16 protein-coding genes are annotated in these 15,614 nt (G+C 62.5%); 8 read left to right on the top strand and 8 right to left on the bottom strand.

What is annotated here, in order from left to right; translation table 11 throughout:
- The first annotated feature begins 118 nt into the window (after window positions 1–118).
- The 6 genes from LB532_RS09790 to LB532_RS09765 all read left to right on the top strand — a co-directional run bounded on the left by LB532_RS09790 (window position 119) and on the right by LB532_RS09765 (window position 6,269).
- Window positions 119–2,575: a penicillin-binding protein 1A gene (locus LB532_RS09790; RefSeq protein WP_140548729.1), complete on the top strand. Its 2,457-nt coding sequence runs from the start codon at window positions 119–121 to the stop codon at window positions 2,573–2,575.
- 124 nt (window positions 2,576–2,699) lie between these two features.
- A protein-coding gene (prfB, locus tag LB532_RS09785) for a peptide chain release factor 2 (protein WP_140637981.1) occupies window positions 2,700–3,831 on the top strand; the annotation gives its coding sequence in 2 pieces (ribosomal slippage) (window positions 2,700–2,765 and window positions 2,767–3,831; 1,131 coding nt in all).
- A 37-nt stretch (window positions 3,832–3,868) separates the two neighbouring features.
- Window positions 3,869–4,288 carry a GFA family protein gene (locus tag LB532_RS09780; protein ID WP_140637982.1) on the top strand — a complete coding sequence of 140 codons (420 nt, stop codon included), beginning with the start codon at window positions 3,869–3,871 and terminating at the stop codon, window positions 4,286–4,288.
- Window positions 4,289–4,598: 310 nt separating this feature from the next.
- Window positions 4,599–4,970 carry a hypothetical protein gene (locus LB532_RS09775; protein ID WP_140637983.1) on the top strand — a complete coding sequence of 124 codons (372 nt, stop codon included), beginning with the start codon at window positions 4,599–4,601 and terminating at the stop codon, window positions 4,968–4,970.
- A 126-nt stretch (window positions 4,971–5,096) separates the two neighbouring features.
- The gene (locus LB532_RS09770; protein ID WP_140548721.1) at window positions 5,097–5,465 is read left to right on the top strand and encodes a GFA family protein; all 369 of its coding nucleotides are present in this window, start codon (window positions 5,097–5,099) and stop codon (window positions 5,463–5,465) included.
- 153 nt (window positions 5,466–5,618) lie between these two features.
- Entirely contained in the window at window positions 5,619–6,269 is a 651-nt protein-coding gene (locus LB532_RS09765; protein WP_140493627.1) for an OmpA family protein, read from the top strand.
- A 115-nt stretch (window positions 6,270–6,384) separates the two neighbouring features.
- Here the strand turns inward: LB532_RS09765 and LB532_RS09760 are convergent, their stop codons facing one another.
- A complete protein-coding gene (locus LB532_RS09760; RefSeq protein WP_224556751.1) occupies window positions 6,385–7,218 on the bottom strand; it encodes an HXXEE domain-containing protein in 834 nt (277 codons plus the stop codon).
- A gap of 62 nt (window positions 7,219–7,280) precedes the next feature.
- Between LB532_RS09760 and LB532_RS09755 the strand changes: the two genes are divergently transcribed.
- A complete protein-coding gene (locus LB532_RS09755; protein WP_140638311.1) occupies window positions 7,281–7,886 on the top strand; it encodes a hypothetical protein in 606 nt (201 codons plus the stop codon).
- 71 nt (window positions 7,887–7,957) lie between these two features.
- Here the strand turns inward: LB532_RS09755 and LB532_RS09750 are convergent, their stop codons facing one another.
- Together LB532_RS09750 and LB532_RS09745 are read right to left on the bottom strand one after the other, a co-directional pair.
- On the bottom strand, window positions 7,958–9,535 hold the full coding sequence (locus tag LB532_RS09750; protein ID WP_181169248.1) for a DEAD/DEAH box helicase: 1,578 nt from the start codon (window positions 9,533–9,535) through the stop codon (window positions 7,958–7,960).
- A gap of 203 nt (window positions 9,536–9,738) precedes the next feature.
- The gene (locus tag LB532_RS09745) at window positions 9,739–10,512 is read right to left on the bottom strand and encodes an NAD kinase (protein ID WP_140637984.1); all 774 of its coding nucleotides are present in this window, start codon (window positions 10,510–10,512) and stop codon (window positions 9,739–9,741) included.
- Window positions 10,513–10,831: 319 nt separating this feature from the next.
- On the opposite strand from LB532_RS09745, the gene LB532_RS09740 reads away from it, so the two are divergent.
- Window positions 10,832–10,996, top strand: a complete 165-nt coding sequence (locus tag LB532_RS09740; protein WP_181169249.1) for a hypothetical protein — start codon at window positions 10,832–10,834, stop codon at window positions 10,994–10,996.
- A 17-nt stretch (window positions 10,997–11,013) separates the two neighbouring features.
- Here the strand turns inward: LB532_RS09740 and LB532_RS09735 are convergent, their stop codons facing one another.
- From LB532_RS09735 to LB532_RS09715, 5 genes are read right to left on the bottom strand one after another with little or no spacing between them, the layout of a single operon-like run.
- A complete protein-coding gene (locus LB532_RS09735; protein ID WP_140637985.1) occupies window positions 11,014–11,775 on the bottom strand; it encodes an MBL fold metallo-hydrolase in 762 nt (253 codons plus the stop codon).
- A 3-nt stretch (window positions 11,776–11,778) separates the two neighbouring features.
- Window positions 11,779–12,843, bottom strand: a complete 1,065-nt coding sequence (locus LB532_RS09730) for an ABC transporter ATP-binding protein (RefSeq protein ID WP_140637986.1) — start codon at window positions 12,841–12,843, stop codon at window positions 11,779–11,781.
- Complete coding sequence (locus LB532_RS09725) at window positions 12,840–13,622, bottom strand: ABC transporter permease (protein ID WP_140637987.1); 783 nt, start codon at window positions 13,620–13,622, stop codon at window positions 12,840–12,842. The genes LB532_RS09730 and LB532_RS09725 overlap by 4 nt, the downstream gene beginning before the upstream one ends.
- Before the next feature lies 1 nt (window position 13,623).
- Window positions 13,624–14,463 (bottom strand): ABC transporter permease, encoded by an 840-nt coding sequence (locus LB532_RS09720; RefSeq protein ID WP_140637988.1) that lies wholly within the window; start codon window positions 14,461–14,463, stop codon window positions 13,624–13,626.
- 9 nt (window positions 14,464–14,472) lie between these two features.
- Window positions 14,473–15,564 (bottom strand): spermidine/putrescine ABC transporter substrate-binding protein, encoded by a 1,092-nt coding sequence (locus LB532_RS09715; protein WP_140637989.1) that lies wholly within the window; start codon window positions 15,562–15,564, stop codon window positions 14,473–14,475.
- Window positions 15,565–15,614: the final 50 nt, after the last annotated feature.

Genomic DNA, 15,614 nt, shown 5'->3' with positions numbered 1-15,614 from the left:
CGTATTTTGCCCACATGGTAGCGACATGGGTTTTCGATTACGGGTTGGGACCGGCTCGAATGCTTGCGCGGAAGGCGGCTTCGTTTAGGAAATTCCCGAACCAAGGACTGGAGCGGGCATGATTCGTCTCATTGGCTATTTCTTCGGTATCGGCACGACGCTGGCCCTGCTGGTCGCGGCGGGGGTTGCCATCTATATCGGGCATTTGTCGAAGGATCTGCCCGACTATGAGGTGCTGGCCAAGTACGAGCCGCCGGTGACGACCCGAATCCATGCCTCGGACGGCGCGCTGATGGCCGAGTACGCGCGCGAACGGCGCCTGTATTTGCCGATCCAGGCCATCCCCGACCGCGTCAAGGCGGCCTTCCTGTCGGCCGAGGACAAGAATTTCTACAACCACCCCGGCATTGACGTGACCGGCCTCGGCCGCGCTATCATCGTCAACCTGCAGAATTTCGGCTCGGGCAGGCGTCAGGTTGGCGCCTCGACGATCACCCAGCAGGTGGCGAAGAATTTTCTGCTGACCTCGGACCAGACCTACGAGCGCAAGATCAAGGAAATGATCCTCGCCTTCCGCATCGAGCAGGCCTATTCCAAGGACCGCATTCTCGAACTTTACCTCAACGAAATCTTCTTCGGTTTCGGCGCCTATGGCGTTGCGGGTGCCGCGCTCACTTATTTCGACAAGTCGGTGAACGAGCTGACCGTGGCCGAGGCCGCCTATCTGGCCTCGCTGCCGAAGGGGCCGAACAATTATCACCCCTTCAAGCATGCCGACCGCGCGCTTGAGCGCCGCAACTGGGTCATCGACCAGATGGTCGAGAACGGCTACGTCACGCGCGAGGAAGGCGACAAGGCCAAGGCGGAACCTCTCGGCGTCACGCCGCGCCGCAACGGCACCTATCTGTTCGCCGGCGAATACTTCACCGAGGAGGTGCGCCGCCAGATCATCGCCCGCTACGGCGAGAACGCCCTCTATGAAGGCGGCCTGTCCGTCCGCACCACCCTCGACCCGAAGATCCAGCTCATCGCCCGCAAGGCGATGCAGAACGGCTTGATCAAGTACGACACGCTGCGCGGCTACCGCGGGCCGCTAAAGACGATCGACGTGTCCGGCGACTGGGGTGTGCCGCTGGGCAATGTGAAGGGGCTGGAAGACGTTCCCGAATGGAAGCTCGCAGTCGTGCTCGACAGTTCGGCATCCGGCCTGTCGATTGGCTTGCAGCCGGCACGCCAGGCGTCGGGCGACATCGTCAAGGAGCGCGTCGAAGGCACCGTCAGCAAGGAAGACATGGGCTTTGCCATGCGCCATGTGGTCGGCGGCAAGACGGTCAGGGCCAAGTCGCCGGCCGATGTGCTGAAGCCGGGCGACGTCATCTTCGTCCAGAAGAATGAAGGCTCCGACGACGCCTACAGCCTGCGCCAGGTCCCCGAAGTGGAAGGCGGCCTGATCGCCATGGATCCACACACCGGCCGCGTGCTGGCCATGGTCGGCGGCTTCTCCTATGCGCAATCGGAGTTCAACCGCGCCACCCAGGCCATGCGCCAGCCCGGCTCTTCGTTCAAGCCGATCGTCTATTCCGCCGCGCTCGACAATGGCTATACGCCGGCGTCGGTCATCATGGACGGGCCGATCACCATCCAGAGCGGCAACACGACCTGGACGCCGAAGAACTACGACGGCACGGTCGCCGGTCCGGCAACCCTGCGCTCCGGCATCGAAAAGTCGCGCAATCTGATGACTGTGCGCCTCGCCAACGACATGGGCATGAAGCTGGTCGTCGAATATGCGGAGCGCTTCGGCGTCTATGACCATCTGGCGCCGTATTTGCCGATGGCGCTGGGTTCCGGCGAGACGACGGTGATGCGCATGGTTTCGGCCTATTCGATCATGGCCAATGGGGGCAAGTCGATCAAGCCGACACTGATCGACCGTATCCAGGACCGCTACGGCAAGACCGTCTTCAAGCAGGACGAACGCGGCTGCGAGGGCTGCAACGCGGCCGAATGGCAGAACCAGCCGGAACCCGAGCTCGTCGATAACTCCGAACAGGTGCTCGATCCGATGACCGCCTATCAGATCACTTCGATGATGGAAGGCGTCGTCCAGCGCGGCACCGGCGCCACCATCGCCGAGCTCGGACGCCACATTGCCGGCAAGACCGGCACTACAAACGACGAAAAGGACGCCTGGTTCATCGGCTACACGCCGAACCTCGTCGTCGGCCTCTATATGGGCTACGACACGCCGCGCGGCCTTGGCCATGGCGCCACCGGCGGCGGCCTCGCCGCTCCTATCTTCAAGGATTTCATGCGCGTGGCGCTGGATGGCACGCCCAACGTCGACTTCAAGGTTCCCGAAGGCATGAATCTGGTCGCCATCAACCGCAAGACAGGCATGCGGGCCAATTCGGGCGATCCCGGCACCATCATCGAAGCCTTCAAGCCGGGCACCGGCCCAGCCGACAGCTATTGGGTGATCGGCATGGGCGCCGACGGGTCCAATGCCTCCGGCGGCGCGCTGTCGCCTCAGGCCAACCAGGCCATCCAGTCGGGCGGCGGCGGCCTCTACTGACAGGTATGCATGCAGGATTGGGCCGGCCCAGGGCCGGTCCAATTTGCTTTACAGGCGGCGGCGGCGTCCCTATGTATCGCGCCGACCAGGCGTCACTTTCAGCAACAGGATAAAACAGCAGGCCATGCGCGCGGAAACGCAGAATATTGTCGATGAGATCAGGCAGGCGATTACCCTGCTGAGGAGGCATCTTTGACTGGGATCAGGCCATAAAGCGGCTTGAATACCTGAATGTGCGCGCCGAGGACGCCAGCCTCTGGAACGAACCGCTGGAAGCGCAGAAGCTGATGCGCGAGCGCCAGGGCCTCGAGGAAGGCATCGCGGCGGTCAGGGGGCTGACCCAGGCGCTTGAAGACAATATCGGCCTGATCGAACTCGGCGAGGAAGAGGGCGACGAGAGCGTCGTTGCCGAGGCTGAGGCCGCGATCCGCTCGATGCAAGGCGAGGCGAAGGCTCGCCAGGTCGAGACGCTGCTCTCGGGCGAAGCCGACGCCAACGACACATATCTCGAAATCCACGCAGGCGCCGGCGGCACCGAAAGCCAGGACTGGGCCTCGATGTTGCTGCGCATGTATACGCGCTGGGCCGAGCGCCGCCGCTTCAAGGTCGAGGTGCTGGAAGTGCATGACGGCGAAGAGGCCGGCATCAAGTCCGCGACGCTGCTGATCAAGGGCCACAATGCCTATGGCTGGCTAAAGACGGAGTCCGGCGTCCACCGGCTGGTGCGCATTTCACCCTATGACAGCAACGCGCGCCGGCACACATCCTTCGCCAGCGTCTGGGTCTATCCTGTCATCGACGATACGATCGAGATCGACGTTTCCGAATCCGACGTGCGCATCGACACCTATCGTTCGTCCGGTTCGGGCGGCCAGCACGTCAACACCACCGATTCGGCGGTGCGCATTACCCATCTCGCCACCGGCATCGCGGTCGCCTGCCAGGCCGAACGCTCGCAGCACAAAAATCGGGCAAAGGCATGGGAGATGCTGCGCTCGCGGCTTTACGAGGAAGAGCTGAAGAAGCGCGAAGCCGTCGCCAACGCCACCGAAGCATCGAAGAGCGACATTGGCTGGGGTCACCAGATCCGCTCCTACGTGCTGCAGCCCTATCAGCTGGTGAAGGATCTGCGTACTGGCGTCGAAAGCACCAGCCCGTCGAGCGTGCTCGATGGCGACCTCGATGACTTCATGGAAGCCTCGCTGTCGCAACGCATCGAGGGTGGTGCTGGGGAAGCGGTGCCGGACCTGGATTAGGGCCGGCGCCTACAGTGCCACACATCTGGATTGGATTATGGCCCGCAAGCTTGTTGGAAAGTGCTTCTGCGGTGCGGTGCACTATGCGGTCGCTGACGAGTTCCTGTACGCGGCGAATTGCCATTGCTCGAACTGCCGGCGCACGACAGGTTCGGCTTTCAAGCCCTTCGCGGGCATCGAACGCGCCAAGTTTGTCCTGACCAAGGGCCACGACATGCTGCTGGTCTTCGGCGACGACAATGGCCATGACGCGCACTGCAAGCGGTGCGGTTCGCTGCTCTATTCGGTCGTGCGTGAGGGCGCCTTCGTCCATGTCGCGATGGGAACGCTCGTCGACGACCCGAGCATCCGCCCGACCGAGCATATCTTCGTAGGTTCCAAGGCGCCGTGGTACACGATCAGTGACGGCCTGCCGCAGTATGACGAACACGTGATCGCAGGACCTGCTGGCGAATAGGCCGGAACTTCTCTCGCTGAATCTCGTTATCTGCGATCCCGTCTGCTGGGCATGGTTGTGCCTGCCTATCCAATCGAGAGACGGCGCCTGTTTTTCTGTTGCCGATGCGCGGCATTCAGCCCTGCCACATCGGCATGCAGTGGTTTCTTGCGCCGACTCACAAATCGGCTCACCATTCATGGTCGAGGGGAGACAAAAGCATCTATGGCCGGCGCGGCAGAAATGCCTGCTGACGATCCGGCCACTGGGAAGTCACGTTTCAGGAACGGGCAAGCGAAACGCTTGATGCTCGTTTGAAAGGAGCGCTTCCATGTCTGCTGCCCCATCAAGATCGGCTCGAGCCGCGGTGAGCCGACTCATGCTCTGCCTGCTTGCAATCGCAGCGATTGCGTTGCCCATGGCGCCTGCCTTCTCCCACGATGCCAAGCCTACAGCGGCGAAACCGCTGGGTTGGAGTTATCCATTCGCATGCTGTGCCAACTACGATTGCCGCACGGCCCATACAGGCGAGGTTTTGGAAAAACCCGAGGGTTATGTGATCGCCGGGACGGGGGAAGTTGTCCCGATGACCGACAAGCGTGTGAAGGACAGCCCGGACGGCGAATTCCACTGGTGCGCGCATCAAGCGGGTCTAGACGCCGGTAAGACGATCTGCCTGTTCGTGCCGCCGCGCTCCTACTAAGCCCGGGAGGCACAGCGGCGACCGGCCCGGACCGCGATGGGCGGGGGCCTGCTGACGGACGGTTGCCAGGACCGCTCCTTTGTGTTGCGTTGCCTGCGGGCGGCGGACAAGGGAGAGGTGACGTCCATGACCATCAAGGGAAGCTGCCACTGCAAGGCGACGATATTCGAGGTTTCGCAAGCACCGCAGACGCTGACGCAGTGCACTTGTTCGTTCTGCTCGAAACGCGGCTCGCTCTGGGCCTACTACACTCCGGCGCAGTTCAAGCTCCTCACGCCGCAGAAGAATGTTTCCTTCTATCTGTGGGGATCGAAGACCGTTAAGCATGGTTTTTGCGACACCTGCGGCTGCGGGACATTCACCGAAACACCGGACTGGTCGAGCGGAGAGCCGGATTTCGACAATCCCAAGATCAGCGTCAACTCGCGGCTGTTTGACGATTTCGATCTGGACAAGGTGGAAGTGGTGGTCATCGACGGCAAGAATCTCTGGTAGATTCCCGGATGCCCAATCGGGAAATTTGTGCCCCGGGGAAAAGCCGTGGCCGGCGCTTTTTCCGTTCCGTTTTTCGCCGCATTTCATGGTACAAGTCGCGCGAAGGGCTGATTTGGCGCCACCGCAAGGCGTGACTTGGAGAGGGACAATCCTATGAAGAAGACCGTGCTCGTCGTCGTGGCGACGGCTGTGCTGGTGAGCGCCTGCACCACCACCGATCCGTATACCGGTGACCAGAAGATTTCCAACACCGCGGCCGGTGCCGGCCTCGGCGCTCTGGCCGGCGCCAGCCTTGGCCTGCTTGCCGGCGGCAATGATCGCCGCAACGCGCTGATCGGCGCCGGCATCGGCGCGCTGGCCGGCGGCGCCATCGGCGCCACCATGGACCAGAACGAAGCCGAACTGCGCCGGCAGTTGGAGGGCACAGGCGTCAGCGTCACCCGCTCCGGCGACCAGATCATCCTCAATATGCCGTCCGACATCACCTTCAACGTCGATCAGGACGCGGTGAAGCCCGGCTTCTACCAGGTGCTGAATTCGGTCGCGCTGGTGCTGAAGAAGTTCAAGCAGACCACGGTCGACGTGTTCGGCCATACCGACTCGACCGGGGGCGACCAGCACAATTTCGATCTGTCGCAGCGCCGCGCGCTGGCGGTCGCCAACTACCTGGCTGGCCAGGGCGTCGATTCGCGCCGCTTCGCGGTCACCGGATTCGGCAAGACCCGTCCGGTCGCGTCCAACGCCACCGCCGAGGGTCGCGCTCAAAACCGTCGCGTCGAGATCCAGCTTTCGCCGCTCACCTGAGCAGCATCGATCAGAATGCAAAACGGCTCCGCAAGGGGCCGTTTTTTGTTTGCAGAATGCGGCCGATGGCCAGGCCTGCGGCCCCGCGTTGTGAGGTCGGCTTATCGATCGTCGCTCATTGGATCAGGCGCTGCCGCCGGACGACATGGGCAACGATCAGTCCATGAATGAGCAGCCCGCCCGCAAGTCCAAGGACATGGAAGCCCGTTCCCGAACCGGAAAGCGTCAGGATCGACCAGATGGATGTGGGTAAGAACAAGACAATCGCGGTGATGAGCCCGGGGTTATAGCTGCGCATTCTGATGGCCTGCGCGATGTGAACCAAAGCGTTGATCAGGGTGGTGTAGGCGGCGATCAGCCCTATTCCGGCATCGACCTTGGCAGCGAGGGTGAAAACCAGGGAGTAGATGCCCCATACACCTGGTACGTTGATCACAAAGACATCGAAACGTGTAAGCAGCGGCGCCCCGCCGCCGAGCATCTTGTTGACAAAAAGCCGGAACCGGTCCTCGGCATGCTCCTCGTATTGGTGGAGCATGTAAATCGGGATCAGCAGGAAGACGGCGAGTTCGGCTGTCTCCAATTGGCCGGCCAGCCCGATCGCCACCACACACAGAGTGAGGCCGGCAAGCACGCCACCATAGACCCAATCTTCCACCAGACGCTTCATCACGCCATTTTCGGCGAGGCCGTGCGTCCTTGCAACACACGACGATATCAAACCTTGGCAACGATGCGCATGAAAGGCCGGTGGGTCGTCGCCGAAGCCAACGGTGGCGTCGCTCGGCGATGACGGCAACAGCTTCACCGGCCGCGACCGGCCGCTCTCAGATTGAGATTGGCGTGCCGGAGAATTAGCCAGCCCTAAATAACCGCTTTCCCGCAGCCATGGAAAGGAATAGCATTGTCGCTGTTCCGGGGGGATGAGGCGGTACACCTGGCCGCGCAATACGCATTTCTTTTTCAGCCTCGGTCTTGCACGGCCAGATCAAAAAAATCTGGGAGGAATGCATGACAAGAACAGCCAGCCTCGGGCGCTGCGGCGTCCTCGCTTTAACAGGCCTTGTAAGCGCATGGTTGGGCGTCGCGGCGGCTCGGGCCGAGGATGCCAACAAAGCTGACATCGAGGCCTTGAAAAAGTCGCTCGCCAAATATGAGGACTACACCGCCGCCGTCCGCGACCTTTATCTGTCGACGGTCGGTTGCGTCTACTATAGCGGAGAAAAGATATCCGGAGCGATGTACTACCCGAAAGGCGCCATGGGCATCCACTTCGTCAACGTCCCAAGTGTCGGCCAAAAACTCGACCCGATGCGCCCCAATGTGCTGATCTACGAGCCGACGAAAAACGGTCTGCGCCTGGTCGGGGCGGAATGGCTGGTGCCACTGACGCCGGACCTCAAAGAGCCGCCGAAGCTGTTTGGCCAAACCTTCATGGGTCCGATGGAGGGACACTATCCGCTCATCCCGAGGGAGTTCGTCCACTACGATCTTCACGCCTGGCTGGGTGATAATCCGAACGGCGTGTTCAGTCCGACGAACCCGAACGTGAAATGCAACAAGGCCGAGTTTCCGATGTTGGAGAAACCGACCAAGATGATGCCTGGGCCGATGTAACGGCCGGCCCAGCCAGGAGCTTGCCGGTAGGGCAGGCCGGATGGCCGTCTTGTCTTGGAACCACTCGTCGGTCAGCCCTTGGCGACGATCCGCATGAAGGCCGGCATATCGTCGCCGAAACCAACGGTGGCGTCGTTTTCGTCTTCTCGGTTGCGGGCAGGGCGACGGTCATCGCGCTGGGGCCTGGTGTCGCCACGCTCCGGTGCACGTCGCTCGCTGCGCGCCGCGGAGTTCTTGCGCTCGGAATTTTCCGAGCGGGTAGCGTCCTTGCGTGTGCGCCGCTCACCGATGTCGGCGACCGTTTCCTCGACCGGCTGTTCCTCGCGCACGGTTTCCGGTGCCGCGTCTTCGCTGTGCTTGGCCTGGCGTCCGCCTCTCTTGCGCTCGCCCCTGTCCTTGCGGTCGTCGTCCTTGCGGCCGGCGCGACGCGGCGCACCGCGGCCACGGCGCGGAGCTTCGTCCTCGCCTTCGCTGGCCACAACCGTCGACAGGTCACCGTCATGCCACTCGATCTTGGTGCCGATCAGCCGTTCGATGGCGTCGATATACTTGGTGTCGGACTTGGTCGCGATGGTAAAGGATTTTCCGGAGCGCCCGGCGCGGCCGGTACGGCCGATGCGGTGGACGTAATCCTCGGCGTGGATCGGAACGTCATAGTTGAAGACGTGGCTGACGTCGGGAATGTCGAGGCCGCGCGCCGCCACGTCGGAGGCGACCAGATACCGAAGCTTGCCGTCACGGAAATTGGCCAGCATCTGCATGCGTGCGCGCTGGTCCATGTCGCCATGCAGCGCGCCGGCGTCGAAATCATATTTCAGCAGCGAGCGGAACAGCTCCGACACCTCGATCTTGCGGTTGCAGAAGATGATGGCGTTCTTCAGCTCCGCATCCTCGGCCTTTATCAGGTTGCGCAGCGTCTCGCGCTTATCCCAGGGTTTGGAACCGGACTTCACCAGCCGCTGGATGATGTTGGTGGCGGCGGAGGCAGCCTTTGAAACCTCGACGCGCACCGGCGCGTGCAGGAATTTTTCGGTCAGCTTGGTGATCTCGGGCGGCATCGTCGCCGAGAAGAACAGCGTCTGCCGGGTGAAGGGGATCATCTCGCAGATACGCTCGATATCGGGAATGAAGCCCATGTCGAGCATGCGGTCGGCTTCGTCGATGACGAGGATCTCGACGCCGTTGAGCAAGAGCTTGCCGCGCTCGCGGTGGTCGAGCATGCGGCCGGGCGTCGCGATGAGCACGTCGGCGCCACGCTCCAGTTTCTTGTCCTGTTCGTCGAACGACACGCCGCCGATCAGCAGCGCGATGTTGAGCTTGTGGTTCTTGCCGTATTTTATGAAGTTTTCCTCGACCTGTGCCGCAAGCTCGCGGGTCGGCTCCAGGATCAGCGTGCGCGGCATGCGGGCGCGGGCGCGGCCCTTTTCCAGCCGTGTCAGCATCGGCAGCACGAAGGAAGCCGTCTTGCCGGTACCGGTCTGCGCTATGCCCAGCACATCCTTGCCCAAAAGCGCGTGCGGAATGGCGCCGGCCTGGATCGGCGTCGGCTTGAGGTAGCCGGCATCGGTGACTGCGGAAAGGACCTTCGGCGATAGGCCGAGGTCCGCGAAAGTCAACGCTTCTTGAGCGGTCTGGGTGTCTGAGGACAAGTTCTGGCTGTCTTTGGCTGTTCGGGGAAGCGCAACGGCATCCGTCGCGGCAGGCGCCGCGCGCCCGCAAGATCATCACTGCAACTAGGCGCAAGCCCGCGATTTGTCAACACAAACGGCCGGGAATGGCTCGATTGTGAAGTCGTAACCTTAATTGCTATGTCTGATCCGACCGCTTATCCGCGCGCCGGCTCAATATCGGCTCAATAACGGAACTGTTCTGCCAGTATGCGTTCGTTCCACGAGTGATTGGGATCGAACAGCAAAGTTGCGGTCTCCGTCGCTGATTCCCGCACCGTCACGGAAGCCACGGCCTTGACTTCCGTATGGTCGGCAGCGGCGTTCACCGGTCGCTTTTCCGCCTCTAATATGTCGAAGCGCACGGTTGCCTTGTTGGAAAGCAAAGCGCCGCGCCAGCGGCGCGGGCGAAACGGGCTGACGGGGGTCAGCGCCAGCAGCGGCGCGTCGAGCGGCAGGATCGGTCCGTGTGCCGAAAGATTGTAGGCGGTGGAGCCGGCCGGCGTGGCGATCATCACGCCGTCGCAATTCAATTCCTCGAGCCGTACCTGGTCGTCTATGGTAATGCGGATCTTGGCCGTCTGATAGGACTGGCGCCATAGCGCCACTTCGTTGATCGCCAGCGCCGAGACGGTTTCGCCATCCGAGGTGACCGTCTGCATCTCCAGCGGACGGATCGTTTCGGCGACCGCTGCCGCGATGCGCTCGGTGAGACCTCCGGAACGGTATTCGTTCATCAGGAAGCCGATGGTGCCACGGTTCATGCCGTAGACCTTTTTGCCGGTTCCCATCGTATCGCGCAAAGTTTGCAGCAGGAAACCGTCGCCGCCCAGAGCCACGACGACCTCGGCTTCCGCGACGGAATGCTGGCCATAGCGCGCCGACAGGCTTTCCAGCGCCGCTTTGGCGTCAGGCGTGCCCGACGAGACGAAGGCGATGCTGCTGGCGGCTTTGCTCATGGCTCTCCGACGGTGACCGGTTGGCGGCTGGGCCGGGGTAGCATGGTCGGGCCTGTGTGCAAAGAGAGCTCGCAGCCGTGCGGTTCGAACCGGCAGTCGCGAATCATATCAGGGAACGAGCCAATGTGATGGTTAAGGTCGGGCTTAAACTCTCGTAAAGCCGCATCGATCATGTTAGCCGGCATGGGTGGCGTGGGGGCGCCCGCAGCGATCTTATGCCTTTCAGGATACGAAAGACGCTGTGGCACTTTTGATCGTGCGCGAAACCTTCGAGAGTCGAGGCCGATTTCGGGGACACGCGCCAGCCGGGGCCAACATATTGCTGGTAACACGCCTGATCATCATCTCCGTCGTGCTGGGAAGCTTCGCGCTTATCTTCGCCGAACTGGTGCGCCACTCGGAAGAAACAAGCCTGAGGCCATTGCCCACGGCCTCGCGCTGCGGCGACGCCGCCGGAATGCCTTGTCCGCAAAGGGCGCTGTAGGTCAAACAAGCTGATTGCTAGGAGCGCGGTTGCAGATGGCAGCCGGTCTGGCGTTTCTGTGCCAGATACTCGTCGATCAACTGGCGATAGCGCACCTTGCCGATGCTCGGGAAATGGCCGCCATGCACCACCGAGACATCGAGCGCGCGCATGGAGAGCAGCGTTTCGACATAGTCACCGATATCGGAATGGTAGACGTCATCGATCAGCGGGCCGTCATAGATGATGTCGCCGGAAAGCAGGATGCCGGTCTTCTTCTCGTAGAGCGCGATGCCGCCGGGCGAATGACCGGGTGTGTGGATCACCTCGAAGGCGCGATCGCCGAGGTCGACGATATCGCCATGTTCGAGCAGGCGGTCCGCCGGGGCGGGCATGATGCGATAGCGCGCCGTGTCCCAACCTTCCGGCTGGCGATCGAACATCTCTTCATTGGCGTAGCGGTCAGCCACCGTCCATTCGTTGCGCGGATCGGCGAGGATTTCAGCCTCGGCGCGATGCACACAGCGATCGGGAAATTCGTGGTGACAGCCGATATGGTCAAAATGCGTATGGCTGGCGACGCAGGTGAGCTTGCGCTCGCTGACCAGCGGCACATGTGTCCGCAGGCTGAAATGGCCAAGCCCGCTATCGAACAGAAGATCGCGGTCGCGACCACGCACATGCCACATATTGCAGCGGAAGAACGGTTTGATCCACGGCTCGTGGATCAGCGTGATGTCGTCGCCCATGCGGATGGTTTCGTACCAGTCCGGCGCGTCGATGATTGGGAGCTTCGCCATGGCTCAATCCGTCAGCAGAATGATCTTGTCTGTATCGCAGGAAACCGCGACCGTGTCGCCCGGCTGCACGGCGGACGTCGCGGGCAGTTTGGCGATGAATTGCAGCGTGGGGTCTTCAGCGGAGACCGCGAGCACGCGCTTGAAGCTGCCCTGGAACACGACATCGCTGACCTGCGCCTTTCCCAGCTTTGTGGGGCCTGAGGTCGCGCCCAGGGCAAGGTGCTCCGGCCGGATGGCCAAGGCAACCGCCGATCCCACCGGCAACGCTCCGGACGCCGAGACCGGCCCGACCTGTGTCGCGACAGTGCTTGTCCTGTCCATCATCTCCGCCACCGTTCCGCGAAGAATGGTGCTTTCGCCCATGAAGGTCGCCGAAAAGCGTGTCTTTGGGCGCGCATAGACGCGTTCGGGCGGCCCTTCGTCCTCGATGCGACCGTCACTCATCACCACGCAGTGGTCGGCCAGCGCCATGGCTTCTTCCTGGTCGTGGGTGACATGGATGAAGGCGGTGCCGACGCGCTTCTGGATCGCTTTCAATTCGTCCTGCATCTGCCGGCGCAGCTTGAGGTCCAGCGCGCCGAGCGGCTCGTCGAGCAGCAGCACTGCGGGCTCGATCACCAGTGCCCGCGCCAGCGCCACGCGCTGCCGCTGGCCGCCGGAAAGCTGGTGCGGCTTCTTGTCGAAGGCGGCAGCCAGTCCGACGAGCGCTAGCGCGTCGCGCGCTTTCGCGGCGCGTGTCGCGCCGTCGACGCCTTGCATGCGCAGGCCGAATCCGACATTGGCGCCGACGCTCATATGCGGAAACAGCGCATAATCCTGGAACACCGTCGTTGTCGGGCGCTTTGCCGGCGGAACCGCGGTGCAGTCCTCGCCGCGTATGAACACCTTGCCTTCGCTCGGTGTGACGAAGCCGCCCAAAATCGACAAAAGCGTCGTCTTGCCGGAGCCCGACGGTCCGAGCAGGATGGTATAGCTGCCGGGCTCGATCCGCAGCGAGACGTCTTTCAGCACCGCCAACTGGCCGAAACGGTGCGAGACCCCGCGGATATCGACCAGGGGCGCGCTCATGCCGGCTTTCTCCGCAGCAGCGTCAGTTCGAATAGCACCACCAGCACGATGGAGACGGCAAAGACCAGCGAGCCGACGGCATTGGTCTTGGGGTTGAGGCCGGAGCGTAAGAGGTTCCAGATTTCCACCGGCAGCGTGGTTTCGAAGCGCGTCAGCAGGAAGGAAATCACGAACTCGTCCCAGGAGAAGGTCATCGAGAGGAAGAAGCCGGCAAAGATGGCCGGCGCCATGACAGGCACGGTGATCAAGAGCAGCACTTTCCATTCCGGCGCGCCGAGGTCGCGCGCGGCGCGCTCGATGTTGATCTGGTGGTCGCCCATCTGGCTGTAGACGATGGCGAAGCAGAGCGGCAGGTTGATCACGACATGGCCGATGCCGGCGGCCATCAGCGATTTCGGCACGCCGGCCCAGTTGAACAGCACCAGCAGCCCCATGCCGATGATGAGATAGCTGACCGTCAGCGGCAGGGTGATCAATCCCCGCAGCAGGGCCGAACCCGGCAGCACGAAGCGTGCGAACGCCCAGGCGCTGAGGAAGCCGAGCGTGACGGCTGCGAGCGACGAAAGGACGGCCACCAGCAGCGAGTTCACCAGCGCCGAGGTCAGCCGCGTATCGGACAGGACGGCCTGGTACCAGCGCAGCGACGGGCCGGTGAAGGGTGGGATGGGGAAGGAGGTTGCCTGCAGCGAGAACAGCACGAGCACGACCACCGGTAGGAAAATGAAGGCATAGATGGCGATCGCGTAGAGACAGGAAGCGATGCGGACGATCCGGCCCATCTCAGGCCCGCTCGATCTTCAGCCAGCGGGCGCAGGCGAGATAGGCTAACGTGACGACCGCCATCAGGATGATCGAGAGCGCCGAGGCCAGCGGAAAGTCGCCGCGCCGGCCGATCTGCATCATCACCAGCTGCGGCATGACCAGCTCGTTGTTGCCGCCCAGGAGCTGCGGCGTGATGTAGTCGCCGATGCACAGCACGAAGGTGAGGAAGGCACCGACCATGATGCCCGGCAAGGTCAGCGGCAGGATGACATGCAGGAAGGTCCGCACCGGCCCGGCGCCCAGATCGGCCGCGGCCTTGCGGTAGCTCGGGCTGAGCTGCTTCAAATTGGCGAAGATCGTCAGCGTCAAAAGCATGACGAAGAAGTGCACGAAGCCGGTCACGGTGGCGAAGCGGGTGTTGGCGAGTTGCAGCGGTTCGCTGATCGCGCCGATACCGGTCAACGCGCGGTTGACGACGCCATTCTGCGCCAGCACCAAAAGCCAGGAGTAGGAGCGCACGACATAGGAGGTCCAGAAGGGCAGCACGGCCAGCATCAGCGCCAGCCGCTGCCAGCGTTCCGGCACCTGTTCGGCCAGGATCCAGGCGAAGGGGTAGGCGAGCAGCACCGAGACAACGGTGACGATCGCCGTGAGTTGGAGCGAGTTGACCATCGCCTGCCGATAGGCGGGGTTGGTGAGGAACTGGCTGTAGTTGGCTGATGTGAAGCCGCCGCCCTCATGCGCCGTCAGGCTGGAAAGCCCCATGGCAATGAAAGGCAAGACGAAGAACAGCAAGGTCCAGCCGAGCGCCGGCGTAACCAGCGCCCAGGGCAGGGCCTTGTTCGCGGGGCTGCTCACGACGCCCGTCTACTGCGCCTGCAGCATCTCGGTCCACATGTCCTGCATCTTCTTGTCGAGACCGGCATTCGGCGCCGGATAGGCCTGGGCGCGGGCAAGGAATTCGGGCTGCTCGTCGAAGCGCAGGATCTTCTTCTGGTCGTCGGTGAGCGCCGCCTTGCTGTTCGCCGGCATGCCCCAGTAGCAGGACGAGGTGGCAAGCCGGGCCTGGCCCTCCGGGCTCATGATGTATCGGATGAATTTCAACGCCATGTCCTTGTTCTTGGAATCCTTGAACATGGCCAGCGACTGCGACCACAGGACCGCTCCCTCCTTGGGTATCGAGAAGTCCAGCGCCGGGTTCTCCTTGGCCAGGCCCGCCGTCACCCATTCGCCGCCGCCGACCAGAATATCGACCTCACCGGTGGCGAGCGCCGTCTGGCTGGCGGTCACCTCGCCAACCAGCTTGGCGTTGGCCTTCATCTTGAGCAGCTCGGCCTTGAGGGCGGGAAGGTCGGCCTCGGTGAGTTCAGCCGTCCTCTTGCCGATGGCGAGTGCTGCCATGCCGATGACCGGCAGGTAATAATCGTAGATGGCGACCTTGCCCTTGTACTTGTCGCTTGTCAGCGACGCCAAGGATTGCATGTCGGCCGGGTCGACCTTGGTCTTGTTGAAGCCGATCGTGTTGTAGCCGAACTTTTCGGTGATGCCGTAGCGCTTGCCGCCGACCACGGTGGAGCTGTCCATCTTCACCTGCGGGAAGAGGTCGCCCAACGGCAGCTTGTCCTCCGGCAGCGGCTCGAACAGGCCCTTTTCCACGCCGCGCGGCACATCGATGCTGTCGATCACCATCACGTCCCAATCGCCGGGTTGCGACTGCTCGACGATGGCGAGCCCCGCGCCGGTGCCCTCGAATTCCTTGACGTTGACCTTGATGTTGTTGGCCTCTTCGAAGGGCTGCAGCAGCGCCGGGTCGGCGTGATCGCACCAGATCAGGGCGTTAAGATCGGCGGCCTGGCTGGCGCCGGCTGCTGAGAGCATCAGTGCCGTGGCGCCGCAAGCGGCGCGCAGATGCCTCTTCAGGGTTGAAAGCGGATTATTGGCTGCGGATCGTGCGGACATCGAGTGTTCTCCCTTGCCTTTGTGGCTTCTTGCAAAAAGTTGAACCAATT

It is taken from the genome of Mesorhizobium sp. ESP-6-2 (assembly GCF_020164675.1).
In the GTDB taxonomy this organism is placed as follows: Bacteria; Pseudomonadota; Alphaproteobacteria; order Rhizobiales; family Rhizobiaceae; genus Mesorhizobium.
The sequence above is the reverse complement of the archived record's forward strand: the minus strand, read 5'-3'. Positions and strand labels throughout refer to the sequence as shown.

Bases quoted from the DNA above. Each gene is read 5' to 3' on its own strand.
- LB532_RS09790 (WP_140548729.1), top strand. From the start codon at position 119: ATGATTCGTCTCATTGGCTATTTCTTCGGTATCGGCACGACGCTGGCC.
- LB532_RS09780 (WP_140637982.1), top strand. From the start codon at position 3,869: ATGGCCCGCAAGCTTGTTGGAAAGTGCTTCTGCGGTGCGGTGCACTAT.
- LB532_RS09775 (WP_140637983.1), top strand. From the start codon at position 4,599: ATGTCTGCTGCCCCATCAAGATCGGCTCGAGCCGCGGTGAGCCGACTC.
- LB532_RS09770 (WP_140548721.1), top strand. From the start codon at position 5,097: ATGACCATCAAGGGAAGCTGCCACTGCAAGGCGACGATATTCGAGGTT.
- LB532_RS09765 (WP_140493627.1), top strand. From the start codon at position 5,619: ATGAAGAAGACCGTGCTCGTCGTCGTGGCGACGGCTGTGCTGGTGAGC.
- LB532_RS09755 (WP_140638311.1), top strand. From the start codon at position 7,281: ATGACAAGAACAGCCAGCCTCGGGCGCTGCGGCGTCCTCGCTTTAACA.
- LB532_RS09745 (WP_140637984.1), bottom strand. From the start codon at position 10,512: ATGAGCAAAGCCGCCAGCAGCATCGCCTTCGTCTCGTCGGGCACGCCT.
- LB532_RS09735 (WP_140637985.1), bottom strand. From the start codon at position 11,775: ATGGCGAAGCTCCCAATCATCGACGCGCCGGACTGGTACGAAACCATC.
- LB532_RS09730 (WP_140637986.1), bottom strand. From the start codon at position 12,843: ATGAGCGCGCCCCTGGTCGATATCCGCGGGGTCTCGCACCGTTTCGGC.
- LB532_RS09725 (WP_140637987.1), bottom strand. From the start codon at position 13,622: ATGGGCCGGATCGTCCGCATCGCTTCCTGTCTCTACGCGATCGCCATC.
- LB532_RS09715 (WP_140637989.1), bottom strand. From the start codon at position 15,564: ATGTCCGCACGATCCGCAGCCAATAATCCGCTTTCAACCCTGAAGAGG.